This window comes from Acinetobacter seohaensis (assembly GCF_056431365.1).
Genome location: NZ_JBWKMK010000046.1, coordinates 1 through 26,547, shown reverse-complemented (window position 1 = coordinate 26,547; position 26,547 = coordinate 1). Strand labels below are relative to the sequence as shown.

Here is a 26,547-nt window from a genome sequence, read left to right as displayed (position 1 = left end):
GTTACGGTAATTTAAATTAAATCTCTGGACCTTAAATAAACGATATTAAGAGGACGTAATTTTCATGAATAAATCAGAATTAATCGATGCAATTGCAGAGAAAGGGGGATTGTCTAAGACTGATGCAGGTAAGGCCTTAGACGCAACAATTGCTTCTATTACTGAAGCGCTTAAAGCGGGTGATACTGTAACCCTCGTTGGTTTTGGTACATTTAATGTGAAAGAGCGTGCTGCTCGCACAGGTCGTAACCCACAAACAGGTGCTACACTTGAAATTAAAGCAAGCAAAGTACCAAGCTTTAAAGCGGGTAAAGGTTTAAAAGATTCAGTAGCATAATCTTTTAAAATGCCAAGAAAGCGCGCCAATTGGCGCGTTTTTTATTAATAATGTCAATAAACGGCTTCAACGCATTCATTCGTTGAGGGTTTTCAGTTAAAATCTCGCACAAATAAAATATTGGAATACTTATGGAATCTTTTCGTAAAGTTATTAAGGGTTGGTTGGGCAAAGTTTTGCTCGTCTTGTTCTTGACCCCTTTAGCACTTGTAGGTATTGAAGGATATTTTAGTGGAGGTCAGTCTGAAGACACTGCACAAACAGTCAATGGTCAGCAAATTTCAAAACGAGAATTAGATAATCTGACCAACTCCTTGAAAGAACAATACTTGGCCTATACCAATGGTGATGAAACACTATTGAATCAAAATTATATTCAAAACAAAGCCAAAGATACGTTGGTTGCACGTACCTTGTTATTACAACAAGCTGAGAAATTAGGGATTTCTTTGAGCGATGCACAAATTGAACAAATGATTGCACAGCAACCGAATTTCCAACAAGATGGCAAGTTTTCTGAAAGCTTGTATGCGAACTATCTGCAATCTGTAGGCATGACCAATCAGGCGCTTGTGGCAAATTTACGCCAAGACCATGCGTTAAAAATGCTGAGTGCTAGCTTTACCGATTATGCTTTAGTTAGCCCGTCTGATATTCAGCAAATTGCCAATTTACAAACCCAGCAACGTACTTTGTATTTATCTAGCATTAAGCTAGATGACTACAAGAAAAACATCACCACAAATGCACAAGAGATTGCTGCGTATTATGAACAGCACGCCAATGCCTTTAAACAGGTTGCTAGCGTTGATGTCGATTACATTGTGGTGACTCCAGCCAATATTGCACCTGCAAATACGGCTGTCACTGACGCAGAGTTACAACAGGCTTATCAAAAGTTTGTCGAAACTCAAAAAGGTGCTGCTGTACCGACAGTGAAACATATTTTAATCACCACCGATGCGCGTGATGATGCCGCAGCTAAAAAACTTGCAGAGCAAGCCGCAGCTGAAATTAAGCAAGGTACAAGCTTTACTGCAGCTGCACAAAAGTATTCGGATGATCCTGAGTCTAAAGCCAAAGGTGGTGAGGTTGCAGGTTATGAAGCAGGCGTATTTGGCGATGCCTTTGACAAAGCCGTGGGTAGCTTAAAATCTGGTGAAGTATCACAGCCGATTAAAACTCAATATGGCTATCATGTGATTCAAACAGAAGGTGCTACAGTTCAAGTCCCTGCGTTTGAAACTCAAAAAGCACGTTTAATGGCAGAGTTGCAAAAAGCCAAAACTGAAAATGCGTATACCGATACCATCAACAGCTTAAATGAATTGGTGGTGAGTAGTGATGCTTTAGATGTTGTGGCAGAAGAAGTGAAAACGGCCAAAGTCGAATCTGTTAATGGTTTAACTTTGGCGGCGCAGCATCCTGTTTTAAGCCAGCCATCTGTCAAAGTTAAATTGTTTAATGATGATGTGAAAAATGGCGATCGCAACGCATCGAGTAACATTACTTTAGCCAATGGCGATGTGGTATGGGTGAAAGTGCGTAATTACCATGCCGCAGGTGTGCAAACTTTAGAAGAAGCAACACCCCGCGTAAAAGCTAAACTGATTGAGAAAAAAGCCTTTGATGCAGCGAAAAAAGATATTCAAGCTGCGTTGGATGCCTTTAAAACTCAACCTGCAGCGACCGTTTTGGCGAAAAACCAAATCCGTTTTGAAAATGCAGGCACATTCACCCGTGCAGATGGTTTGTTAAAGCGTGAAATTGAACGTGCTGCATTTAGTGTGCTTGCGCCTAAAGATGGTATGTGGTCAGTAACAACAGCATCTATACCAAATGAATTGGTGGTGGTAGCTGTATCAAATGTAAACGATACTACATCGAATGCTTTAACGCCTGAGCAACTGAAAGAGTTAGCGCAGTTGTATCAACAATTACGTGCTCAACAAGAGCTAGATGACTATACGCAATATTTGAAATCGAAAGCGAAAATCAAATAAGTGATGAACATCTACAAAAAAACCAGCAAATTTGCTGGTTTTTTGTGCATCTAAAATGATTAAGTAAGCAGTTTCAAGATTTATTCAGCGCGAATTTTTAGCTCATAACCTGTGTATTTACGAATGTTGATGACACCTGTATCCAAGATTAAATATTGCCCTTTAATTCCTTGCAGTTTGCCGCGAATAATTGGGGTTTTATCTAAGTTATGCGATTTAATTTTCTCAGGATACTGTTCTACAGGGTACACAAATTCACGCGGAAGTTCCTGATCTAAAAGCTCTACCGTTTCGTTGAATTCAAGGTTTTGACTAAACTCATCACGAATGGTCTGAATTTTAGGCGCAAACTCTTCAATCAGTTGTTCACGCACTTCAACTAGGTTTAAAGGCTCTGCTTCGCCTTTGAGTAGTTTGCGCCAGTCGGTTTTATCTGCGACTTGTGTACCAAACATAACTTCCAATTGCCCAGATAAACGGCGTGAGCCGACTTTCATAATTGGCAAGGCTTGAGTTGCGCCCTGATCTAGCCAACGTGTTGGCATTTGACCTAAACGGGTGATTCCCACTTTTAAAGCACTTGAATTGGCTAAATATACGATGTGCGGTTGAAAGCAGACTTCTTGAGCAAAACTATCTTCACGACAGGTACCTAAATGATAGTGACAGGTCTCAGGCTTCATGATGCACATATCGCAAGATGCTTTGGTTTTAAAACACTTGAAACAATGTCCTTGCGAATAGGATTTTGGTGTTTTCACACCACAAGAAACACAATAAATATTGCCCGTCCATTCCAGTTCAAGTTCTTGCCCAAGCTGAAAAGGCAGGTCAATTTCTGCACGGTCTAGAATAAATTTATATTCAACATTTGCCTTGTGTACCTGTTCATCAGTTACACTATGGTCCTTAAGACCTGCGTGCATTTTATGGCAAATGCCTTGTAGTTCCATAAGAATACTCTCTCGAAAATGAAGGAATGCAGTGATGGCTGAAATGCGTTTAATTCAAGCATTAATTGATGATTTATCTCAACAACAGCCAATTTCTACTGCATTGTGTATAGGGCAAAATATTGAAGCAAGCCCGAAGTATAACAATCAAGCGGCTGATGAGCAGCCAACTATCCAATGGCAGTATTTTAGCGCATTGGCATTTTTAAATCTGCCTTTTACCCAACGTTTTGATTTGGCAGTTGTATTTTTAGATGCTGCCGATTTTGCTGCGCAGACACCACAACACACCTCGCAAATTTTGGTAAAGCTACGTGATTTATTGGCAAAGCGTATTGTGGTAATTGCTGCACGTGAAGATGAGCAATTGCTTAGAGCACTTGGTTTTACGCAATTGATTGAACATCGCTTTGAGCAGCATCATTTATGCTTATGGCAATTTAATATTTTGACTTATAAGCACGTGCCCGATTGGTTTAACGCTAAGTTTTGGGCAAACCCTGAAAATTGGGATAAATTTCGTTGGTAAGTGCTGCATTAAACTCACAAAAACCTAATAATGATAAATGCTTAACAAAAAATTAGAATATTGCAAAATTTAACAATTTCAAGTGCGCAATTCAGTCAAAACTTCGTATGCTGTCATAAGGGCATTATGAGGAAAATAAAATGACCAATTTAAGCAATATTGTTGAAATTTTAGCAAAGCAGGCATTGGGTGCGAATCAGCAATCTAATCACTCTCAAGGTGGATTGGGTGGCATTTTAGGTTCGGTTTTGGGGCAACTTGGTGGTAATAACCAACAATCTGCACAAGGTGGCTTGGGTGGTATTCTTGGTTCGGTACTTGGTCAGTTGGGTGGACAACAACAGCGTTCTGCTGCAGGTGCTTCAGGTACACAAAGTTTATTGATTGCAGTTTTGCCTTTGGTGTTGGCATGGATTCAAAAACAGGGTGGCTTGCAAGGTGCTTTGGATAAACTCAAAGGACAAGGCTTAACCAGTCAGGTGGATGATTGGGTGTCTACAGGCCCAGGTGAAAATGCGCATGTAGGTGCTGAACAAGTACAAAGTTTATTTGATGATGCCGATGTAGAGCAGGTCGCACAGCAAACTCAGGCGCCAAAGCAAGATATTTATAATGCGATTTCTGCAGTATTGCCGCAAATTATTGATTCATTGACACCACAAGGTGAGCAAACCAGTAAACAAGAAGCCAACGACGATATTCAACAAGTCATGAATTTAGTGTCTGGGTTTTTAAAGCGTTAATGAAAGAAAGGCTTTGTTGTTAAAACTTGAGCCATAAAAACTAAGCCAGCACATTTGCTGGCTTTTTTACCTGTTTCTAAATATAGCTAAAACAGTAGAGCATAAAAAAACACGCCGAAGCGTGTTTTTTTGTTTTTTAAGTTCGGTTAAGACTTAGAAATCGTAACGGAAACCTAAAGAAAGACCTAAAGCATCTTCGTCATTCACGCCACCAACGTTGTTTGAACGACCTTGTGACCATGGTGTTAAGTTTGATTTGGTGTCATTAAGCATAGTTGCAAGGTTTGCGTATACACGTACTGCTTTGTCTAAACGGTGCTCAACACCTACTGCCAATAATGTTGCATTTGCATCATCAGCATCTACGTCACGATGGAATACTTGACCGCGTACATAAGTCTTCGGTGCAACTTTATAGTCTGCCGCTACACCAAATACTTGCACATCTGGGTTTGCAGTATCATTGTCATGTGTTAAATACTGGTATAAAGCACCTAAGTTAAATTCAGGTGTGATTTTATAAGCTGCAGCGATACGGAAACCATCACGTTCACCACGACCAGCATCTTCTTCATAGTGCTCATAAGCAGCAGCAAAATCAACTTTGCCTTCTTTATAAGTTAAAGCTAAGTCGTAAGCTTTATCTTTTTTAGAATCACCTTTTTCAGCAATTGTTGTTGTAGTGTCTGGTACTGTAATAACATGTTTATTACCGTCTACATCTTCAACAGTGATTGTTTTTGTTGAGGTTTTAGTTACTTTAGAAGGATAACCAGCACTATTACCTTCATGTAAAGAAAGTGCAGCTAGAACATTAAAACCGCCACCAAATTTTGGTGTTTTATATTCAATTGAGTTAGCATTACGCTCATCAAAACGTAAGTTACCAGCACGAGTTACGTTACGGATGTCACCAACTTGGTCACCAAAGAAGTTGACTGGACCACGTGCAGCTTTAAATGGGCTGTCAAAACGACCTACACGCGCTTGACCGAAGTCACCTTTTAAACCTACAAAAGTATCACGAGTAGCAAACTCTAAATCATCATTTGCAGAACCGCTAGCAAAGTTAATTTCTTGTTCAATTTGACCAAAAACAGTCATGCCATTTTCTAATTTTTGTTCAGCTTTGAAGCCTAAACGTGATGAGTTAGAAGAAAGACCAACTTCGTTGTAGTCTTTACCATCATCAAGATAGTCTAAAGATACGTGTGCACGACCATAAACTTTAACATCAGCAGCCATAGCTAGTGCTGGTGTAAATAAGGTTGCCCCAACTGCTAATGCGCAAAGCGTTTTTTTCATGTGTAGCTCCAATACAGACTATTGTTTTTAGTCCTAAACATTGTTCAGAAGTAGGGTAGATCTACTGCTGTTCTCTATTGGTGCTAAGTATTCCTTACAAATGCGACAGTAATATTAAGGAGATATTTCAAAATTATTAAAAAGAACAAATTAGATCAAAAACTTACTTTTATTCGCATTTTTTTAGTGACTGAGTTTTTAAATTTAGAAAAAATATAAGAAATGAATAACTTAATTGCAAGCGGACTGACACGCTATTGTCATAAACTGCTTTAAAAAATGCAGGGTTAGAGCTTGAGATGAAAAAAATGGAGCAGTTGCTCCATTCATTTTGTATGACATTTTTGAAATTATTAAAGCGCTGCTTTAATTTTTTCCGCTTGGGCTTTAATTTTTTCCTGATCACCCATTTGTGCAGCATGTTTCCCAAGTTCGTGAACTGAAGTTGGAATTAAATGGAAATGCACGTGAGGGACAGTTTGACCTGCACTTGCACCTGACAATTGCATTAACACGATACCATCTACACCCAAAGCTTGCTGCATAGCTTTCGCAATTTTTTGCACAATTTGAATAGTATAAGCTGCTGCATCTGCAGGTAAATCCAATAAAGTTACTGCAGGTGTCTTGGGGATCACGAGAGTGTGACCATCGGCTTGCGGCATGATGTCCATAAACGCAAGAACTTGGTCATCTTCATACACTTTAATTGCAGGAAGCTCGTCACGTAGAATTCTTGCAAAAATATTTTGATCATCGTAAGCCATTATGATTCCTTAAATTCAGCCTATGCTATTTTAGAACGGTTATTTACAGTTCAGTTCTTTTTGACGTGCTTTGATTGCGTCAAGACGTTGTTGTTCTTTTTCAGAGAACTTTGGCTTGGTTGTATAACAGTTGTCATTACCAAAACGTGCTTTAGCTTCTGGGTCTTTGAAGCAGAACCCTTTAGATGCATAAATAACATCGTGGTCATTTTTCAGTTTCTGACATTCTTGTTCAGATGCAAAAGTAGTTGAACTTGCCCCAATTAAAGTTGCAAGGCTTGCAAATACGGCAATGCTAAACTTGTTCATAAGAGTTTCCTCTACTTAATGATGGTGTGACTAGCCACTTAATACACATTATTGGGTTTATGGCTGTATATTCAATGGCGAGTTCTTACTCTAGGGTAATATTACTCCATAATTCATACATTTTCACAGCAGTGGAAAAATCACTGTCTTTTTCTGCGGTTAAATTCGCTGCTTGAATCAGGCTTTGGGTTAAAGCCAATACAGGTGCAGGCAAAGCTGCTTCATGGACTAAATCTAATGCGATACCTGTGTCTTTAGCCAGTAAAGGGAGTGCAAAAGTATTTGGAAAAGCGCGATTCAGTACTCGCTGCGGCAAAATCATTTCCGTTACTGCGCTTTTACCACTTGAAGCATTTATGCATTGCAAGGCCTGATTTAAGTTTACGCCATGTGCTTTTAAGGTGGTAAAACCTTCAGCTGCAGCACACAAACTCACTGCCATTAACATATTATTCACCGCTTTTACGGCAAAGCCAGCACCAGGTTCACCCACATGCTGAATCACTTTACCAAAAGCCTGAATTGCAGGTAGGGCTTTTTCAAAAGCAGCAGCTTTACCGCCAATCATGACTGTTAATGTGGCATTTTCTGCACCAATGGTTTGTCCGCTTACAGGTGCATCTAAAAAGTCGATCTGTTGTGCTTCAAGTTGTTGTACCAATTTTTTAGCACTTTCGGGTACGCCACTGGTGCAATCGACCCAGACTGAACCTGCTTTAAGTTGAACTTGTGCAATCAGGTTTTCAACTTCGGTACTGGTGGGCAAGCAAGAAAAAATAATATCTGCTTGCACCGCTTGAGCCAATTCAACCGCTTGTGTGCCATATTCAGCAGCATGTTGCTCGGCTTTGGCAAAGTTACGATTCCAGACATAGACCGTATCAAAATGTTTAGGTAAATGGGCTGCCATGCGGTAGCCCATTGCGCCTAAGCCAATAAATGCAACAGATTGAATCATGTTTTTGCTCTCTTTATGCAATTTTGCTAGATCGTTGTTCTAACCAAGTGGTCAGTTTAGGCCAGAATTCATTGGCACTTTTTTGACTGGACATTAAACCCAAATGTCCACCTGGAATAAGAGTAAACGTGACATCGGTACTACTTGTCAATTCACATAAAGGTTGAGCAGCTTCAGCAGTGACAATTTGATCGCTATCACCCGCACCGACCAAAAGTGAACAATGAATATTTTTAAGGTCTATCTGATGTTGTTTGAGTTGAATATGACCTTGTTTGAGTGGGTTTTGCAGCCATACATTCAATACCATGTCCTGATTAATCCCACCCGGATAATCAATCATATTATTTAAAAAATTGGCTAAAGTTGCGTTTTCATGCAAGGTTTGTAAGTCGTGCAGATTCGACAGCATCTGTTTATTGCTTTCCAGCCATGCTCTAGGGTCTAAAATCTTAAAACCAATCGCATTGATTAAACCCGGTGTATGAATTAAATGCTTTGGAATTTTTCCTGAATAAAAGGCATGTTGCAATTTGGGATATTTAGAAATCAGTTGATTGGTCAGTTGAAAGAGTTTACCAACCCGCCCCGAAGCATAGCTATCTACAGGGCTACCCAAAACCATCAAGTTTTTAATATGAGTTGTTTGTTGGTCGGCGGTATAAAGCATGGCAAAAATACCCGCCATACTCCAACCATGTAGTGAAATTTGTTCGACTTTGGCGTGTTGTAAAATGAGTTGAATACAATTAGGGATTGCATCCTGAATAAAAGCCATAAAATTTAAATGACAATGTTGATAGGTCAATTGTCCCCAATCAACCAAATACACATCAAAACCGCTATGCTGAAAATGTTTCACTAAAGAGCGATAAGGATATAAGTCATAAATCGACATGGTAATTGCTAAAGGCGCAACAAAAACCAGCGGCTCTTTATATTGCTTATCTGGCGAAGCGTAATAGCGAATCTGCGCATACTTATAACGTGCCACGATGTCGTATGGCGTGGTCTGAGATAAGATCAAATCACGGCTTTTAAATAAGCGAGTGCTGAGGTTTTTAAGCTTTTTTCGGTGCGGATTAAATTTTCTTTGTAGCTGATTCATGAGGTGTTCCATCACACGTGGCGCCGATTTGAATGAAGTCTAAGCGATATTTATACATTTTACCTTGACCTTAAATGCGCTTGGCGCTCAAAATGTTGGCAATTATTTAACAAACAGGTCTTAGGACTAAGTTTAGGGCTGAGCAGTAAAGATGAGTCAACACGACGACATTGAATATCAATTAGATACTTTGGCAATTCGTACCGGACACAACCGTACAATTGAAGGCGAACACAGTGAGCCAATTTTCCTGACTTCATCATTTGTTTGTGAAAATGCTGCCGATGCAGCTGCAAAATTCTCAGGTGAAATTGAAGGCAATACCTATTCACGTTATACCAATCCAACTGTACAGGCTTTTGAAAAACGCTTGGCAGTATTAGATGGTGCAGAACGTGCGGTTGCGACAAGTTCGGGTATGGCGGCCGTTCATGCGATCACTTTGGCTTATCTTAAAGCGGGTGATCATGTAGTCTGTTCACGTGCTGTATTTGGCTCGATCATTTCACTATTTGAAAAATACGTGATGAAGTTTGGTGTCGATGTCACTTTTGTTGATTTAGAAGATTTAGACAGTTGGAAGCAAGCGATTCGTCCAAATACGCGTTTGTTATTTATTGAAACACCATCAAATCCATTGGCTCAGGTGGGTGACTTGCAAGCGATTGCCGATATTGCACATGCAAATAATGCTTTATTTGCAGTTGATAACACCTTCTGTACCCCAGTTTTACAACAACCAATTAAATTTGGTGCTGACCTAATTATCTACTCATCGACCAAATATATTGATGGGCAGGGACGTGCTTTAGGCGGCGCTGTGGTGGGCAAAGATAAACTGGTTGAAGAAATCAACGGTGTGATTCGTACTTTGGGTAACTCATTAAGTCCATTTAACGCATGGATTTTCTTAAAAGGTTTAGAAACTTTAAGCCTGCGGATGAAAGCACATTGCGCTAGCGCACAAAAACTTGCCGAGTGGCTAGATGTACATCCAAAAGTTGAAAAAGTGTATTATGCAGGTCTGCCGCATCATGCGGGGCATGAGTTGGCGAAAAAACAACAGTCTGGCTTTGGTGGTGTTGTATCTTTTGTGGTGAAAGGCGAGCGTGAAGGCGCGTGGACTGTGATTGACAACACACGCTTCCTATCTATCACCAGTAATTTGGGCGATGTAAAATCAACCATTACCCATCCTGCAACAACATCGCATGGCAGAATGACCCCAGAAGCCAAACAAGCAGCAGGTATCAGCGAAGGTTTAATTCGTGTTTCTGTTGGCTTGGAAGATATTGATGATATTATTCGCGACATCGAGCGCGGTTTAGACCTCATTTAAAACTAAATAGATCATTTGTTCGGAGATTTTTATGAACATTAATATGTTGATGCAGCAAGCACAGCGCATGCAAAAAGAAGTGGAAAACAACATTAAAAAAGCCAAAGAAGAACTTGCGCAAACTGAAGTGCATGCAGAAGCAGGTGGTGGTTTAGTGAAAGTGACTATGACCTGCCGTAATGTGGTCAAACGCATTGAAATCAACCCTGAATTATTGCAAGACGATGCAGACATGATTGAAGATTTGATTGCCGCTGCAATGAATGATGCTGCCCGTCAAGCCGAAGCAATTTCTGAAGAAAAAATGAAGTCTGCAAACTCAGGCATGGGCTTGCCACCGGGCTTGGCTGGTTTATTCTAAGGAACGGCGTATGTTTAGTGATCGTTTTGATCAACTGGTACAAGCGCTACGCATTTTGCCAAGTGTTGGGCCAAAATCGGCTCAACGCATGGCATTGCACCTGATTATGAAAAATAGAGAAGGTGCAGTCGGTTTGGCTCATGCTTTGAACGAAGCTACTAGCTATATTCATGAATGTTCAATTTGTCACTCATTAACGGAAGATGAAGTTTGCAATATTTGTGCCTCACATGATCGGGATGCACACTTACTTTGCGTGGTGGAATCTCCGGCCGATGTCATGGCGATTGAGCAAAGTGGCAGTTTTCGTGGTAAATACCATGTTTTAGGTGGGCATTTATCGCCATTAGATGGCATTGGGCCTGACGAAATTGGTATTCCATATTTGGTTCAGCGTTTGAGCGATGGCAACATTACTGAAGTCATTTTGGCGACCAATGCAACCGTAGAAGGTCAAGCGACAGCACACTATTTGGTAGAAGCGACCAAGCATTTGCCTGTGCAGATGACCCGTATTGCGCAAGGTGTGCCGCAAGGTGGCGAACTTGAATATGTCGATAGCCATACTTTAAGTCAGGCGGTGCATAATCGGATGCGAATGAAATAAGCATTTAGGTGCTTATTTCATGTGGATGTTTATTTCGCATGTGTGGCTATTTTATATGAATAATCAATTGATAAATCATCCATGAAAAGGACTACTTGCCTTTAAAGCCAATAAAAAATCAAATTAAGATAAAAAAACGATAAAAAATTTAAATTTTCACTGTATCGATTTAGAAATAAGATAAAAATTGAAAATACTGGGCATATTTTTATAGCTAAATGCTATTTAATGTTTAAAATGAACCCCTAGAGAATCCTGTTTTACCTGCTCGCTATGTTCCAATTTATTCATCAACAAAAAGACTTTGAAAATGTCTTGGCATTAATGAGCCAAAACAGCATTTATGGTTTAGACACCGAATTTATTAAGGTTGATACTTTATGGCCAAAATTGGGTGTATTCCAAATTAATGTTAATGATCAGGTCTATTTGTTAGATGGCACTTCTTTAAATTTAAGTGCATTTTGGGAAAAACTGTTTCAAGCGCAGCAAAATATTTTTCATGCCTGCGGTGAAGATATTGATTTAATTTATCATTATGCGCAGCAAAAAAACTTAGATAACGTGTTTGATACCCAAGTTGGCATGTCATTTTTAGGGCATGGTTTACAAGTCAGTTATCAAAACGCTTTAAAAACCATGCTCAATGTCGATATTGATAAAGGGCAAACTCGCTCAGACTGGCTTGCACGTCCGTTGTCCGATGAGCAGTTAAATTATGCTGCCAATGATGTGCTGTATCTAATGCAATTGGCAGATAAGGTACAAACCGACTTAAAACAAAATTATTTACTGGATTTTGCACAAGAAGATTGCCGCAATTTAACTCAGGAAATTGGTGAAGAAACACCTTTAGAGTTGTTGTATCAGGATGTGGGCAACTATCGTCATTCACGCCGTCAACTCATGCAATTGCAACAATTGGCCGTTTGGCGTGAGCAAATGGTAAAAGCCTTAAACCAACCACGTAGTTTTATTTTGCGTAATTCTACTATGCTGGACTTGGTCGAGAAAAATCCTAAAAATCAGTTCCAGCTCAGTACTATTAAAGATTTACGTGCGCATATTGTGCGTGAACATGGCAAAACTATTTTAGATTTAATTAAATATTTGCCTGATCAATCACAATGGCCATTACGTATGGCGCGACCAATTCGTCATTCTTCAAAAGAAGTGGGCGAAAATGTAGAACAGGTGATTCAACGCGCCGTACAGGAAACTCAAATTCCAAAAGAAGTTTTGCTGCGTAAAAAATGGCTCAATGTGCTTTATCAGCATGTGGTATTTCATAACGATGAGCAAGATTTGCCTAACTATTTGTTAGGTTGGCGTTATGAATTACTCACCAAGCCTTTAATTGAAGTTTTACATGCCGACGAGCGTTATTTGTCTGGTCAGATGAAAGTTGCTGAATAAATCAAACCGATCCACATTTTAAATAAAGCCGTTTTTCACCTGAAAATGGATGAATTTTCACGCCATTCTTTGTTTGAGTGTAAACATAGACCAATGCGTTAATAATGGTTAATGTATCTCGGTTTTTTTTGTTGTATCCTTTGCCTGAGTTTTTAGAGTTTTGTTGTTTATGCACTGTTCAATTTATAAATCGAGCAAAAAAGATGAGATGTATTTATACATCGCCCGTCCTGAGCAAACTGAAGATCAAGCAGAAGCGTTTAACCCGCTAGAGGTTTTACCTGAGCCAATGCGAGTTGCATTTGGTCGTGCGACATTTGTAATGGATTTGCAACTGTCTGAAAGCCGTAAGTTGGCACGTGTGAATGTTTTGCATGTCATGGATTCTATTCAAACACGTGGCTTCTTTATTCAAGTGCCACCAGAAGGCTTAATTAACCCAAATGCCGTTGAACCAGAAGGTTTACGTGGTGCTTAAGCTTTATTCAGGAGTTGAGAAATGAATAGTGTGATGACTGGATTGGATTCAATTCCTGAAACTGCAATTGCTGTTTCTGTTTATTTGTTGGGGAGTGCCATTATTTTATGGTGCTGGTACGAAATTGCCAAACGCTTGCCCAATCCGTTAGGTGGTATCACTTGGATTGTGCTGTTTGCAATTTTACTTACCCCAACAGTATCAGAAGGCAGCAATGCAGCACTTGCCCCAGCCATCTTTGGACTTCTTTTTGGTGTTTTAACCAAAGAAACCCCATTGGTTTGGTCTAATTTATCTGCCATTTTATTTGTGATCGGTCTTGGCTTATTGATCGGTTATTTCTGGTCAAGATACTGTCTTAAACAAACGACTTATAAAGCCAAGAAAAATACCTCACCACTGTAACTAAAACAATTAAGGTAAAATCATGTCTGTTGATGCGCAACAATTTTCGGGTACAGATCAGTACATTGCGACTGATAGTTTAAAACTTGCGGTGAAAGCCGCACGTGCTTTGCAAAAACCGCTTTTGGTGAAAGGTGAGCCAGGTACAGGTAAAACCTTATTGGCAGAGCAAGTTGCTAAAAGTTTGGGTTTAAAGTTGATTACATGGCACATTAAATCGACCACCAAAGCGCAGCAAGGTTTATATGAATATGATGCAGTGTCGCGTTTGCGTGACAGCCAACTGGGCGATGACCGTGTGTATGACGTTAAAAACTATATTAAACCCGGGAAATTGTGGGAAGCATTTACCAGCGAAGAACGCTGTGTGTTGTTGATTGATGAAATTGACAAGGCAGATATTGAATTCCCAAATGACCTGCTACATGAACTCGATAAAATGTCGTTTTATGTTTATGAAACAGGCGAAACCATTACGGCAACACAACGTCCAATCGTGATCATCACATCAAATAATGAAAAAGAGCTGCCAGACGCTTTTTTACGTCGTTGTTTCTTCCATTATATTGATTTCCCAGATGAAGCGACCATGCGCGATATTATCGATGTGCATTTCCCGAATATTTCAAGCACATTGGTTTCAGAAGCTTTACAAGTTTTCTTTAAATTGCGCCAAGTTCCGGGCTTAAAAAAACCACCATCTACGTCTGAATTAATTGATTGGTTAAGCCTATTGATGGCAGATGACATGCCGGAAGATATTTTGCGTAATAGCGATAAAAGCAAAGCCATTCCGCCTTTATACGGTGCATTAATCAAAAATGAACAAGATGTGCAATTGCTTGAGCGTTTAGCCTTTATGTCGCGCCGTTAAGGGAGGACAACGCCATGTTCGTGCGCTTGTTTTATACCTTGCGACGTTACGGTGTACCTGTCACCACACGTGAATTGATTGACTTAAATCAGGCGGTGGCATCGGGTCTGGTTTTTGCAGATCAAGATGAATTCTATCAACTTGTTAAAACCGTCATGGTCAAAGATGAGCGTTTTTTTGACAAGTTTGACCGTGCCATGAAAGATTATTTTGATGGCATTTCCACTTTTGATTTAGATGATTTACTGCAGCAAGTTCATCAATTGCCTAAAGACTGGTTCGACTTAGAACTATTAGAAAAACATCTCACGCCAGAACAACGCGAAGAGCTGAAAAAAGCAGGCTCTTTAGAAGAATTGATGAAAATGCTGGAAGAGCGTTTACGCGAGCAGCATAAAAAGCATCAGGGTGGCAACCGTATGATTGGTACGGGCGGTACATCACCGTTTGGTGCTTTTGGTGATCATCCTGAAGGTGTACGCATTGGTGGGCCTGGACGTAAGCGTTCAGCTGTTAAAGTCTGGGAGCAGCGTCAGTATCGAAATTTAGACGATGAACAGATTTTAGGTACACGACAAATGCAATTGGCACTGCGTCGTTTGCGTAAATTTGCCCGTCAAGGTGCAGCTGAAGAATTGGATATTGATGGCACTATCCGAGAAACTGCCAAACAGGGCATTTTAGATGTGCAATTGGTGCCAGAACGTCGTAATCGCGTCAAAGTGTTGTTGTTGTTTGATGTGGGTGGCTCGATGGATGCACACATCGCCCAATGTGAAAAACTGTTTAGTGCGGCCAAAACTGAGTTTAAAACCCTCGAATATTTTTATTTCCACAACTGTTTATACGACTATGTTTGGAAAGACAATTTACGCCGTAGCAGTACCCGTATGAATACATGGGATTTATTTAATACCTATGGACGCGACTATCGGGTAATTGTGGTCGGTGATGCGAGTATGGCACCTTATGAGCTGAATTCGATTGGTGGTTCGGTAGAATATATGAATGATGAGGCAGGGCAAGTTTGGTTACAACGTCTGCGTCAGCATTTTGAAAAAACCGCATGGCTGAATCCTGAACAGGAAGGCTATTGGCATTACACACATACCATTGGTTTAATTAAACAAATTTTTGAACATCATATGTATCCAATGACTTTAAAAGGCATTGAAGATATGACGAAATATTTGGCGCGATAAGCGCCATTTTTTCCATTAATTTTTTATCAATATCAGTTATTGCATGCATATTGATGAAATAGCAATACGATAGGCAACGTGAATTTCAATCTGAGGGGATCGATATGGATCATCAAATCAATGGCATCGCATTACCGAATGAAGACGGTTTTTTCGGGCAATATGGCGGGCAGTTTATTCCACCACATTTAAAAGAAGCCATGGATGAAATTAACGTTGCTTATGAGGAAATTCGTAAAACGGCAGAATTTCAGAATGAATTAAAAGATTTGTTTGCTCACTATGTTGGCCGTCCAAGTCCTTTATTCCATGCCAAGCGTTTATCTGAACAGTTAGATGGTGCGCAAATTTATTTAAAGCGTGAAGATTTAAACCATACTGGTGCACATAAAATCAACCACTGTTTAGGCGAGGCATTACTAGCCAAATATATGGGTAAAACCAAAGTCATTGCAGAAACTGGTGCGGGACAGCACGGGGTAGCCTTGGCGACGGCATGTGCGCTAGTGGGAATTCCGTGTGAAATTCACATGGGACAAGTTGATATTGAAAAAGAACACCCGAATGTGGTGAAAATGAAAATTCTAGGTGCCAACCTGATTTCAGTGACCCGCGGTACAGCCACTTTAAAAGATGCAGTGGACAGCGCTTTTGAAGAATATTTAAAAGACCCAAAAAACTTTATTTATGCGATTGGTTCTGTGGTTGGGCCACACCCATTTCCAAAAATGGTGCGTGATTTCCAATCTATTATAGGTGATGAAATTAAACTGCAAAGCCAAGAGCGTTTTGGTGTAAACCCAGATTATATCGTGGCATGTGTGGGCGGTGGTTCAAACGCAGTGGGTGCATTTACCGCATTCTTAAATGATGCAGAAGTGAAACTTGTGGGTGTTGAGCCTGCAGGGCATGGTTTAGATACAGATCAACACTCTGCAACCCTAACTTTGGGTAAACCAGGCCAGCTTCACGGTATGGCGTGTTATGTACTTGAAGATGAACATGGTGAGCCATTGCCAGTGCACTCTATTGCCTCTGGTTTGGATTATCCAGGTGTGGGGCCGCAACATAGCTTCTTAAAAGACATTGGTCGCGTGGAGTATTCAACGGCAACTGACCAAGAATGTTTAGATGCCTTTATGACGTTGTCACGTGTAGAGGGTATTGTACCTGCTTTGGAAAGCTCACATGCGGTGGCGTGGGCATTACGTGAAGCACCAAAAATGGCAAAAAACGTGAAAATTGTGGTTAATCTTTCAGGTCGTGGTGATAAAGATTCAGACTATGTAGCAGAAAAATTAGGTTTGAATTAATTCTACTGAATATGAAAAACCGCCTAAATGTGTAAGTTTAGGCGGTTTTTTTATCTTTACTTTATATTTGGCAGGTTTTATAAAACAGTGTCTTAGCTTGCAATATATTGTTGTAACTGCTCGATCAGTTTGCGCTGATCATCCATAGTCGCTTTCACCAAGTCACCAATCGACACTAAACCTACCAACTGCTCATCTTCAAGTACAGGTAAGTGACGTAAATGATGGTCAGTAATTAAGTTTAAGCATTCTTTCACACTGGTGTTTTTGGTCACGGTCAGTACTTTAGCAGTCATAATTTCACTAACCGTTGTGCTTTTAGAAGTTCGTTCCATCAAAATAACTTTACGGGTGTAATCACGCTCAGACAGAATACCAACCACATGATTGTTTTGATCGGTAACCACCAACGCACCAATGCCTTTTTCAGCCATTAAACTAATTGCTTCTAAAACCGTTGCTTCTGGGCGAATTGTGTAAATTTCGTGATGTGCTTTATCTTGTAAAACGTGAGTTACCTTGGTCATATTCTGTGTCCTGATTTGTTGTTTATTGTTTGACTTTTAAAGTAACGTGAATTGTAAAAATTGCAAATACTTTAGAGTCACGATTGTTGATTTTTACGTCAATTCTATTCAGTTTGTATTTAAGCAATATTTAACGCAGGTTCATTAAAAAAGAAATGCTTCATTTGTGAAGTGGTCAGTTTAATTTTTTGACTTGACGAACCAAACAAGGTTGGCGTGACATTTAAACGGGTGAGCGTTGGTAATAAAAAAGTTTCAAAATCCTGCGCGGAAATTTTACGAGGACTATATTGTGGCCAGTGTTTAGCAGCATATTTATGCGCTTGTACCGCATTTAACCAAAAAGGGAAAATATAATCATCGTGATCTGAACTCATTGCCCACCCTTGATGGAATAAACCCCAAAGTACACCGCAGTACATCATTGATTTTAATAGTGTAACTTTAAGCAAGAAATCCTTTGGTAAGGGGTGAAGTTGGTTAATCTGATTCATAATCAAGCAAGGTTGTAAAATTTGGCTATATTGTAAAAAGAATAGATGAATATACCGTTTAAGCTTTGCTTAAAATCGTAAATAAATATGTATTAATGGTTTAAATATCTAAATTAAGGGTCAAAAAAAACGCCACCTAAGTGACGTTTTATTATGCTTGCATGGTGGCCATGTTTTGCCAGTATTGTGCTTTCAATGAATCACGTTCTACACGGAAACCTTGATAATACAGTTCTGCCAAGAACATTGCTGCTTTACCATGTCCTGCACGTGCAGCTTCTTCGAGTTGTTTTACCGCATCTTGGAAGTTCATTTGTGAATGAATTGTGTTTACCGCATTTGCATAAACATGCTCTAAGTCATGGTGAGAGATCGTTTGAATCATATTAAACTCCTTATTGTAATTATGATTACTAATTTAAGCCTACCTTTTAGGCTTCATATCAATTTAACGCTTTATTGTTAAACTAATATTACAATTTGATTGAATTGTCAAATAATTATCGGGGTTGATTAGCATATTTCAAGTTTACATGATTAAACATTGAGCAAGTTTAATTTTGATTAAACTAAAGCTCTAAGCATGATAAAAAAGGAGAATAACATGACAAGATCTGTAGATGGATGTGCTTTTGATGTACCTCCATTGACTTCTCAAATTATTGAGTTGGCATATCATCACCGTAAAAAACTAGATGAGGCAATTTTCCGTCGAGATGTTCATTTAGGTGAATACTGTCTGGCGCAACGTAAACGTGTGGCTGATTTTGCTAAGACTTTAGAGCGAAGCGATCGTATAGAATTTTACCGTAATTATGATGGTGAATTACTGCGTATCGCTGATGAAGATGAACTGCATCCTGCCGAAGNTTGGCTAAAGCTGAATGCTTTGTAGAATTTGTAGAAAAGGCTCAATTTTTACCGTGACGATACAGTAAAAATTGAGCTGTTTAACTTGTACAACTCACACGGGCATCCTACACTAAGGCGATTAGAGGTAGGTCATGCACAACGCAATTCAAAAAACGATTCAATTTATTTCTCAACTGAAACTCGAGCAAATTTATAATATTGTTGTACTGAGTATCATTTTGATTATTTTAACGTTAGCAAGTGTTGCGCTTTATCGTCCAATTGGTGTGCAACAATTTCAAAATGTCGAGCGTTTGTCGCAACAATCTATGTATGCCAATACCCAAGATATGGCAGTGCGTTTACTCAATCATCGTCCGATTCGTTATGTGCATTATCTAAAATTAATGCAGGCACATCGGATGGAACAAGATCGGGCTCAACAACTTCCTGCATTGGTGCAAGAGTAATATTTTCTGTTGGCGTCGTATTTATCTTGTGCGGTGTCGGTGTTAAAGATGTTGGCGCAAGTAAATTGTTCTGTAGCATTTTTTCCAATGCAGCTTTATCTAAATGTTCGCTTACAATCACCAAAGTTAAACGATCTGGGTGTAAATGTTTGCGAATCGCACGTTGCACATCTTCTGCGGTAATTTTCTCCACGCGTTCTGCATAATCACTTAAATAATTAGCAGAAAGTCGATAAAAACCGATATGCCCAAGCTGTGCATTAATACTGGCATTGCTGCTGTATTGATTCGGAAAAGCACGAATTAGACCTGCTTTGGTTTCTTTTAATTGCTGCAAATTAATGGGTTGTTGTACAAACTGAATTAAGCTTTGGTGAGCGACTTGAATACTATCGAGTAATTGATCTTGGCGCGTAGAATAGCCTAAGCTAAATAAACCCGCAGCTTGGGTCAAACGAAACGAACTGCTTACACCGTAAGTGTAGCCACGTTTTACTCGTAATTCTTTCATCAAAATAGAATTGAAACTGCTGCCGCCCAGCATTTTATTTGCAATTTCCAAAGCCAAATAATCAGGATCATCCCGTGTAGTCGCAAGTTGCGCAATACTGACATGCGCCTGTTGTGACCGGTAGGGAATATGCTGGATGTTGAAACGTGTTGCAGGTGTAGGCTGTGGCAAAGCTGTTGCTGCAACACCTTGGGCAATATGTGCGCTGATGGTATTGGCAAGTTTTTCTGCTTCTTTTAAGGTTAATTTGCCTGTAATGGCAATATTCATATTTTGCGCGACCAAAAACTGATCTCTAAATTGTTGTAAGTGCGCTGGTTGAATCCGTTTGATGCTGGCATTGGTGCCTGTAATAGGTTCCGCATAGACATGTTGTCCGTAAATTGCACGATATAAGCGAATATTCATTAAGCGACTTGGGTTTTCTTGCAGCTGTTTTTGTCCGATTTGTGTATTGCTTTGCACACGCTGGATATTGGAACGCTCAAAAGTCGAGTTTTTCAGTATTTCTAGCATCATTTTGACGGCAGTTTGCATTTTCTGCGGCTCAGACAGTGTTCTTAGCCGTACCACAAACATATCGCGGTACGCCGTGGTACTAAAACGTGCGCCTGTGGTTTCAAAGGCTGCGGCAATTTCCTCTGCCTTATAACGCTTGGTGCCTTCATCAATCAGTTGGGCTGCCATATTGGCAACGCCAAATAAACCTTTTTCAATTTCTGCATCGCGGGCAGAACCTGCATTAAAAGTCAGTTGGATATCAACCATTGGCAAAGCAGGATTTTCGACAAATAAAGTGCGTACGTGTCGATGATTTTTTAATTCATATACCTGTGGAGCGCGAACATCGACCAATTCATTTACGGCATTTAAACTGTGCAGCAAGCTCAAAGATTGTAAAGGCGTACTTACATCTGTTTCAGCAAAATCATGCGCTGCTGTGGTGGCAGTTTCCATCGCAAAGCCAGCAGAACATAGGCTAAAACTAGTGCTTAAAATAAGCGTGCTGAATAGATGTTTTTTCATGAAAATCACAGTTTAAGGTGTTGTGCTTTGAGGTAATAAATACAAGGTGCTAAGTCTGTCTTTGTTAAAGTAACTTTGCGCAACACGTTGCAGATCTTGGGCAGTAATCGCTTGGAAGTGTTGTGGTAAAACATCGATTAAACGGTGACTGAATCCATTGACTTCCAAATTGCCAATGGTTCGGGCTTGTCCTGCCAAATCATCCTGACTATAAATCCAATTGGCCACAAATTGAGTTACCACGCGCTCAATTTCACTTGAATTGACCAAATCCTGTTTTAGCGTATCCACTTCGTTTTGAATCGCGACCTGTGCTTCGCTTAACGTTACACCTGCTGCAGGCAATGCTGAAATACTAAACAAACTATCCCCACGTTGATACGGGTCATAACTGACACTGACTGAGCTAAGAATCTTATTGTTTCTGACCAAGCGCTGTTCTAAACGTGAAGTAATTCCACTGTCTAACAGTTGTTTGATGATAGTGAGCGCGAAGGCATCTTGAGGATTTTTAGCTGTTGCCAATGAACCGACATTCCAAGCCATATATAAATTAGGAACTTGCACAGTCGCAGACAATTCCATGTGCCGATAACCTAATTGTTCAAACTCCAACACATCATTGCGCGGTGGCGTAGGTGCTTTCGGAATATCTCCAAAATACTTTTGGACTTGCAACAATGCGGCTTGATGATCTACATCGCCCACAATCACTAGAATAGCATTATTGGGGCGATACCATTTTTTGTACCACGCCTGTACATCTTGCAGCTGAATGCTTTGCAAGTTTTTCATGTGCCCAATAATGGGTTGGCGATAATGACTGGTTGGGTAGGCAATCCATTTAAAGCGTTCAAAAGCCAAAGCCCGTGGATTATCATCGGTACGTTGCCGCCGTTCTTCCATTACCACCTTAATTTCAGGCTCAAAGTCTTGTTGGCGAACTAACAAATTACTCATTCTGTCGGCTTCCAACTCTAAAGCCAGTGGGAAATAAGTTTTGGGATAGAGCTGATAATAATTCGTGTAATTGGTAAAGGTTGCTGCATTGACACTGCCACCATAAATACGACTTAAACGGGTAAATTCATCATTCGGCACCTTGGCTGTACCTTTAAACATCATGTGTTCAAGTACGTGCGAAATCCCAAGTGTATTTCCGGACTCATCGCTACTGCCCACTTTGTACCAAATTTGAGTCATCACCATGGGAGAACGATGGTCTTCACGGATAATGACTTTTAAACCATTGTTGAGTGTGGTTTCAAAAGTGTTATTCGCAGCTAAAACTTCAGCATGGCTAATCGAAGCTGTTAAACCCCAAAGCAACGCACAAACAGACTTCATCGAAAATTGGAACATAAGCAAGTGGAGATCAATCGTTATCGGCTTATCTTTCAGAAATTAAAGCGGAAAGGCAAGGATTGCTGTAGGTATTTTTTGTATGCGGCTATGTGGTTGGAATACGAGGTAAAAGCAATTGGTTTATGTTAGAATCCGATTTTTTAACGCAATGCTTTTCAAGGATTCGGCATGCAACAGCAATCTAATGGGCAAAATAAATTTTTGATTGATGCTGATATCGGAGATGATGATGTCACATTACCGAATTTACCAGCGGTAAATATTCCGATTGTTGAAACAACACCTCTACAACAAGCAGAAACCTCTGAACATGCTGCAGAAACATCATCAGACACGGATGCGCCTGCGAAAGGTGGTTTCTTTAGTCGCATGAAAGAAGGGTTAACCAAAACCCGTAAAAACTTTGCCGATGGCATGGTGAATATTCTGATTGGCGGTAAAGAAATTGATGATGAATTATTAGAAGAAGTCGAAGAACAACTGTTGGTTGCAGATATTGGTGTAGATGCAACGAAAACCATTATTGCCAATTTGACCGAGCGTACTGCGCGTGGCGACTTAATTTATTCACATTCTTTATATAAGGCTTTGCAAGAAGAATTAGTGGCTTTGCTTGCGCCACGGGTAAAACCTTTACATATTGATGCCAATAAAACCCCTTATGTGATTTTAGTCGTGGGTGTGAATGGTGTAGGTAAAACCACAACCATTGGCAAGTTAGCGAAACGCTTACAAGGCGAAGGTAAAAAAGTCATGTTGGCCGCAGGGGATACTTTCCGTGCTGCAGCGACAGAACAATTGCAGATTTGGGGTGAGCGTAACGATGTTGCCGTTGTTGCACAAGGTCACGGTGCAGACAGTGCTTCTGTTATTTTCGATGCGTTTGAAAGTGCGCGTGCCAAAGGCATTGATGTGTTAATTGCAGATACTGCTGGACGTTTGCATAACAAAAGCAACCTGATGCAAGAATTGACTAAAGTTAAGCGTGTGATGCAAAAAATTGATGCGACTGCACCGCATGAAGTGATGTTGGTTGTGGATGCAGGCACGGGTCAAAATGCCATTAACCAAGTGGAAATGTTTGATGAGGCTGTTGGCTTAACAGGCATCACCATCACTAAACTGGACGGCACTGCAAAAGGCGGCGTGTTATTTAACATTGCAAGCCGTAGCCATGTGCCAATTCGCTTTATTGGTGTGGGTGAAAAAATTGATGATTTACGTCCATTCTCAGCCAAAGCATTTGTTGCAGCACTGTTTGAAACTGAAAAATAAGTTTTGAATTAAGTTTTAAAGCTAAAATGTAAAATGCTGTAAGTTTCACACAAACTTCGCAAAATGCGGAGTTTGTTGTTTTTAGCGGGTTTGAGTGTTGTAAAAAGCAGCAGCTAAAAATACGAATCTGAATAAAAGCACTTTCGTCTATATAGAATAAGAAAAAATATTAGATTGATTTTGATTGATTTTTTGGGGAAGTCAAAATGACACTGTTAAATAAAATTGGTCATGTGCTTACAGCAGATATCACGAAAGACTTTAAGCTTAAGAAAAAGCCGAACTATGACGCAAATGAACTGACTTTCATCGATCAATTAAAAAAGCGCCGTAGTATTTATGCTTTAGGAAAACGCGTTCATTTTAGCCAAACTTATATGACCGAGCTGATTCAGGAAGCTGTGCGTAGCTGTCCATCGGCACATCATTCACAAAGTACGCGCGTGGTTATTTTATTTTCTGAATCACATAAAAAATTTTGGAATTTAGTACAGGAAGTACAACGTCAGTTTGTACCAGAGCAGGTTTTTGCAGGTACTAAAATGAAAATCGAACAATGTGCAGCAGGTTTTGGCACGGTATTGTTCTATGAAGATCAACAAGTGATTCGTCAATTGCAAAAGAAAATTCCATTTAATGCTGCAGAATTTCCAATTTGGTCGGAGCAAACTTCAGGCATGGCGCAATTTGCAGTGTGGACAGCACTGGCAGATTCAGGCGTGGGTGCATCTTTACAGCATTATAATCCAAACATAGACCGTGCTGTGGCAGAGCATTTTGATATTCCAGATACATGGTTGTTACGTTCACAACTCGTTTTTGGATCAATTGAAGAAGAAGTAACCGAACGGAGTCATGCACACTATCAAAATCAATTTAAAGTCTATGCTTAAATAACAGCATTTGATGAAGATTGGTCAAATCAGCTTATTATTATGTGCTACAAAGAGCGAACCGCAGCATATTTATATTGCAATAGACTGTATCTATAGAATTAGAGGTATATAGATGCAGTCACATACATTTGTCACTTTATATAACTATAATCGTTCTATACATAAAACACACTGTCGTATTTTTTGTAATGTTTATGCTGAATAAAAAGCTTAATATCGCTGTATCAATTAATTTATACAAAATTCTGCAGAGGAATTAAAAATGTCATTTTTAAATCAATTAGAAAAACGCCGTTCAATCTATGCACTTGGTAAAAATGTTTCTGTAGATCAGGCAACTATTGAAAGTACAATCAAACAAGCAGTTCGTTTAAGCCCATCTGCATTTAACTCGCAAACTTCACGTGTTGTGACTTTATACGGTGCATCGCATACACAATTTTGGAACATCGTTTTAGAAACTTTACATAAAATGGTTCCTGCAGAAGCATTTGCAAACACTGAAGCAAAAATTAATAGCTTTATTGCAGGTTTTGGTACAGCTTTATTTTTTGAAGATCAAGATGTTGTAAAAGGTCTACAAGAGCAATTCCCGCTATATGCAGACAACTTCCCAGTATGGTCAGAGCATTCAACAGGGATTGCACAATTCGCAGTGTGGACAGCTTTATCTGAAATCAATGTGGGTGCATCATTACAGCACTACAACCCAATCGTAGATGAAGAAGTTGCTCAAACTTATGACATTCCAGCAAATTGGAAACTGCGTGCTCAATTGGTGTTTGGTTCAATTGAAGCACCTGCGGGTGAAAAAACATTTATGGATGATGCAGAACGTTTCAAAAGCTTTAACTAAGCTCTAGCAATACATACTGCACAGACTAAAAAGTAGGGTGATGATTCATTCTACTTTTTTTGTTTCGAGGGAGTGTTAATGCTGTCTCTTAGTAACTTCCTTATTCATGTGAAAATGCCTGAACTTATAGGTTGTCATAAAACTGTCATTTATACATTGCATAGTGCAATCAAACTTTAATAAATGATACAGAGTGAAATATGGCATTTAAATTAGGCGTAGCAAGTATTGCATTGATGGCTTGTAGTTCAGCATTTGCAGCAGTAACCATTGCAGTACCAGAAGAAATTAAGTTACTCGCTGTAAATGATCAAGAAATTCGTTCAGGTTTATTCAGTTCTGCACAACAAGTGAAAGTCAATGCGGGTGAAAATGTCATTAACTTGCGGTATCAACAATATTTTGAACATCATAATGGTGCGCACGATATTTTAAAATCGGGTGTTATTACGCTCAAAACTCCAATTCTTCAAGATGGTGAAAACTATCGACTTGCTTTGGTGAATCCACCTAAAGATTTCGATGCTGCAAAAGAATTTAAAGATCAACCTAGCGTTGGCTTATATAATCAAAAGAATCAATTGTTAGTACAACAAACAGGTGCCAAAGCAAGTTCAACTGGTTGGTTAAGCGGTAGCTTACGCAATAAAACAGTAGATGCAACTCAAAACAGTACGGCTGTTAATCAGCCAGCAGCAGTTTATACCGCGGCAGCAGTATTGCCATCTGAGAAAACTACCCCAACCAAATTGCCTACACAAAAACAAACACAGGGCAAAGAGCAACAATTGATTCAATTGTGGCAACAAGCCAGTAAAGCAGAGCGACAAAAATTCATGTCATGGCTTGCAGAACAAGCCAATTAATAAAGATTTGCAACCAGCTCAATTGAGCTGGTTGTTTTTTGTTATCGCTTTAAAAGGATTTATTTAAAAAACCAATTTAGCAAAGTGCGAAAAAAAGACAAATCATAAGAAAAGTGTGATAAAAATATCAAATACGCTTAAAACTTGGGCGGATGGTGCTTTTTTTGAAAAAAAACTAAAAAATATATTGCGTCTATTCAAAAACTGTATAGAATACGCAACACACCAACGCAGTGTTGATTGAATTGGTGCTGTTATTGACGAAATAACAGGAAATCATTAAGAGATTATGAAGAACAACTTGTGTGGATTTTTACTGATTGATTGATCGAAAATATTTCATTGATTGATTGGTTTAAATTACTCGAAGTTTATTTGAGCGAAATTTAAGTCAGAAAATTG

General features: G+C 39.6%; 29 protein-coding genes and 1 pseudogene. 19 read left to right on the top strand and 11 right to left on the bottom strand.

Going from position 1 to position 26,547, the window contains the following annotated elements:
* Positions 1-64 precede the first annotated feature (64 nt).
* Both AC07E5_RS07775 and AC07E5_RS07770 read left to right on the top strand, forming a co-directional pair.
* Positions 65-337: a non-specific DNA-binding protein Hbs gene (locus tag AC07E5_RS07775; protein ID WP_004976639.1), complete on the top strand. Its 273-nt coding sequence runs from the start codon at positions 65-67 to the stop codon at positions 335-337.
* 131 nt (positions 338-468) lie between these two features.
* Complete coding sequence (locus AC07E5_RS07770) at positions 469-2,340, top strand: SurA N-terminal domain-containing protein (RefSeq protein WP_498625175.1); 1,872 nt, start codon at positions 469-471, stop codon at positions 2,338-2,340.
* 80 nt (positions 2,341-2,420) lie between these two features.
* Here AC07E5_RS07770 and AC07E5_RS07765 read toward each other — a convergent pair whose 3' ends face one another.
* Entirely contained in the window at positions 2,421-3,293 is an 873-nt protein-coding gene (locus tag AC07E5_RS07765) for a DUF2797 domain-containing protein (protein ID WP_096901440.1), read from the bottom strand.
* Positions 3,294-3,327: 34 nt separating this feature from the next.
* Between AC07E5_RS07765 and AC07E5_RS07760 the strand changes: the two genes are divergently transcribed.
* On the top strand, positions 3,328-3,822 hold the full coding sequence (locus AC07E5_RS07760; RefSeq protein ID WP_278517404.1) for a DUF6231 family protein: 495 nt from the start codon (positions 3,328-3,330) through the stop codon (positions 3,820-3,822).
* 140 nt (positions 3,823-3,962) lie between these two features.
* Positions 3,963-4,565: a YidB family protein gene (locus AC07E5_RS07755; protein ID WP_498625173.1), complete on the top strand. Its 603-nt coding sequence runs from the start codon at positions 3,963-3,965 to the stop codon at positions 4,563-4,565.
* A gap of 153 nt (positions 4,566-4,718) precedes the next feature.
* Here the strand turns inward: AC07E5_RS07755 and AC07E5_RS07750 are convergent, their stop codons facing one another.
* The 5 genes from AC07E5_RS07750 to AC07E5_RS07730 all read right to left on the bottom strand — a co-directional run bounded on the left by AC07E5_RS07750 (position 4,719) and on the right by AC07E5_RS07730 (position 9,012).
* Positions 4,719-5,870, bottom strand: a complete 1,152-nt coding sequence (locus AC07E5_RS07750; RefSeq protein WP_498625172.1) for a porin — start codon at positions 5,868-5,870, stop codon at positions 4,719-4,721.
* Positions 5,871-6,223: 353 nt separating this feature from the next.
* Positions 6,224-6,637: an HIT family protein gene (locus AC07E5_RS07745; protein WP_446892960.1), complete on the bottom strand. Its 414-nt coding sequence runs from the start codon at positions 6,635-6,637 to the stop codon at positions 6,224-6,226.
* A gap of 39 nt (positions 6,638-6,676) precedes the next feature.
* Entirely contained in the window at positions 6,677-6,946 is a 270-nt protein-coding gene (locus tag AC07E5_RS07740; protein WP_368782577.1) for a YARHG domain-containing protein, read from the bottom strand.
* 85 nt (positions 6,947-7,031) lie between these two features.
* Positions 7,032-7,904 carry an NAD(P)-dependent oxidoreductase gene (locus tag AC07E5_RS07735; RefSeq protein ID WP_096901444.1) on the bottom strand — a complete coding sequence of 291 codons (873 nt, stop codon included), beginning with the start codon at positions 7,902-7,904 and terminating at the stop codon, positions 7,032-7,034.
* A 13-nt stretch (positions 7,905-7,917) separates the two neighbouring features.
* Positions 7,918-9,012: an alpha/beta fold hydrolase gene (locus AC07E5_RS07730; RefSeq protein WP_131261453.1), complete on the bottom strand. Its 1,095-nt coding sequence runs from the start codon at positions 9,010-9,012 to the stop codon at positions 7,918-7,920.
* Positions 9,013-9,163: 151 nt separating this feature from the next.
* Between AC07E5_RS07730 and AC07E5_RS07725 the strand changes: the two genes are divergently transcribed.
* The 9 genes from AC07E5_RS07725 (at position 9,164) to trpB (ending at position 17,007) form a co-directional block, all read left to right on the top strand.
* Positions 9,164-10,351, top strand: coding sequence for an O-succinylhomoserine sulfhydrylase (locus AC07E5_RS07725; protein ID WP_498625169.1), 1,188 nt, complete (start codon positions 9,164-9,166; stop codon positions 10,349-10,351).
* Between the two features lie 31 nt (positions 10,352-10,382).
* A complete protein-coding gene (locus AC07E5_RS07720) occupies positions 10,383-10,712 on the top strand; it encodes a YbaB/EbfC family nucleoid-associated protein (protein WP_004976621.1) in 330 nt (109 codons plus the stop codon).
* A 10-nt stretch (positions 10,713-10,722) separates the two neighbouring features.
* On the top strand, positions 10,723-11,319 hold the full coding sequence (gene recR / locus AC07E5_RS07715; protein ID WP_019837914.1) for a recombination mediator RecR: 597 nt from the start codon (positions 10,723-10,725) through the stop codon (positions 11,317-11,319).
* Positions 11,320-11,592: 273 nt separating this feature from the next.
* Positions 11,593-12,735: a ribonuclease D gene (locus AC07E5_RS07710; RefSeq protein WP_498625168.1), complete on the top strand. Its 1,143-nt coding sequence runs from the start codon at positions 11,593-11,595 to the stop codon at positions 12,733-12,735.
* Positions 12,736-12,904: 169 nt separating this feature from the next.
* On the top strand, positions 12,905-13,213 hold the full coding sequence (locus AC07E5_RS07705) for a YcgL domain-containing protein (RefSeq protein WP_004976615.1): 309 nt from the start codon (positions 12,905-12,907) through the stop codon (positions 13,211-13,213).
* 21 nt (positions 13,214-13,234) lie between these two features.
* On the top strand, positions 13,235-13,618 hold the full coding sequence (locus AC07E5_RS07700; RefSeq protein WP_096901448.1) for a hypothetical protein: 384 nt from the start codon (positions 13,235-13,237) through the stop codon (positions 13,616-13,618).
* A gap of 22 nt (positions 13,619-13,640) precedes the next feature.
* Complete coding sequence (locus AC07E5_RS07695; protein WP_004976610.1) at positions 13,641-14,492, top strand: AAA family ATPase; 852 nt, start codon at positions 13,641-13,643, stop codon at positions 14,490-14,492.
* 14 nt (positions 14,493-14,506) lie between these two features.
* Positions 14,507-15,694 carry a vWA domain-containing protein gene (locus AC07E5_RS07690; protein ID WP_498625167.1) on the top strand — a complete coding sequence of 396 codons (1,188 nt, stop codon included), beginning with the start codon at positions 14,507-14,509 and terminating at the stop codon, positions 15,692-15,694.
* Between the two features lie 104 nt (positions 15,695-15,798).
* Positions 15,799-17,007 (top strand): tryptophan synthase subunit beta, encoded by a 1,209-nt coding sequence (gene trpB, locus AC07E5_RS07685; RefSeq protein ID WP_498625165.1) that lies wholly within the window; start codon positions 15,799-15,801, stop codon positions 17,005-17,007.
* Positions 17,008-17,099: 92 nt separating this feature from the next.
* Here trpB and AC07E5_RS07680 read toward each other — a convergent pair whose 3' ends face one another.
* The 3 genes from AC07E5_RS07680 to AC07E5_RS07670 form a co-directional block, all read right to left on the bottom strand.
* Complete coding sequence (locus tag AC07E5_RS07680) at positions 17,100-17,534, bottom strand: CBS domain-containing protein (RefSeq protein WP_096901450.1); 435 nt, start codon at positions 17,532-17,534, stop codon at positions 17,100-17,102.
* Between the two features lie 119 nt (positions 17,535-17,653).
* Entirely contained in the window at positions 17,654-18,028 is a 375-nt protein-coding gene (locus AC07E5_RS07675) for a DUF2750 domain-containing protein (protein WP_004976601.1), read from the bottom strand.
* 151 nt (positions 18,029-18,179) lie between these two features.
* Positions 18,180-18,413, bottom strand: coding sequence for an SEL1-like repeat protein (locus AC07E5_RS07670; protein ID WP_004976599.1), 234 nt, complete (start codon positions 18,411-18,413; stop codon positions 18,180-18,182).
* Between the two features lie 219 nt (positions 18,414-18,632).
* Here AC07E5_RS07670 and AC07E5_RS07665 point away from each other — a divergent pair.
* Positions 18,633-18,896: pseudogene (locus AC07E5_RS07665) on the top strand (hypothetical protein); the annotation flags it as partial.
* A gap of 136 nt (positions 18,897-19,032) precedes the next feature.
* Entirely contained in the window at positions 19,033-19,350 is a 318-nt protein-coding gene (locus tag AC07E5_RS07660) for a hypothetical protein (protein ID WP_498625163.1), read from the top strand.
* Here AC07E5_RS07660 and AC07E5_RS07655 read toward each other — a convergent pair.
* Both AC07E5_RS07655 and AC07E5_RS07650 read right to left on the bottom strand, forming a co-directional pair.
* Positions 19,247-20,887, bottom strand: coding sequence for a M16 family metallopeptidase (locus AC07E5_RS07655; RefSeq protein ID WP_498625162.1), 1,641 nt, complete (start codon positions 20,885-20,887; stop codon positions 19,247-19,249). The genes AC07E5_RS07660 and AC07E5_RS07655 overlap by 104 nt on opposite strands.
* Before the next feature lie 12 nt (positions 20,888-20,899).
* The gene (locus AC07E5_RS07650) at positions 20,900-22,234 is read right to left on the bottom strand and encodes a M16 family metallopeptidase (RefSeq protein WP_498625161.1); all 1,335 of its coding nucleotides are present in this window, start codon (positions 22,232-22,234) and stop codon (positions 20,900-20,902) included.
* Positions 22,235-22,420: 186 nt separating this feature from the next.
* Here AC07E5_RS07650 and ftsY point away from each other — a divergent pair, with 186 nt between their 5' ends.
* From ftsY to AC07E5_RS07630, 4 genes are all read left to right on the top strand, one after another.
* Positions 22,421-23,527, top strand: coding sequence for a signal recognition particle-docking protein FtsY (gene ftsY / locus AC07E5_RS07645; protein WP_004976589.1), 1,107 nt, complete (start codon positions 22,421-22,423; stop codon positions 23,525-23,527).
* Positions 23,528-23,733: 206 nt separating this feature from the next.
* Entirely contained in the window at positions 23,734-24,420 is a 687-nt protein-coding gene (locus tag AC07E5_RS07640; protein ID WP_179990189.1) for a nitroreductase family protein, read from the top strand.
* Positions 24,421-24,685: 265 nt separating this feature from the next.
* The gene (locus AC07E5_RS07635; protein WP_498625159.1) at positions 24,686-25,279 is read left to right on the top strand and encodes a nitroreductase family protein; all 594 of its coding nucleotides are present in this window, start codon (positions 24,686-24,688) and stop codon (positions 25,277-25,279) included.
* Positions 25,280-25,479: 200 nt separating this feature from the next.
* Positions 25,480-26,145: a DUF2057 domain-containing protein gene (locus AC07E5_RS07630; RefSeq protein WP_498625157.1), complete on the top strand. Its 666-nt coding sequence runs from the start codon at positions 25,480-25,482 to the stop codon at positions 26,143-26,145.
* Positions 26,146-26,547 lie beyond the last annotated feature (402 nt).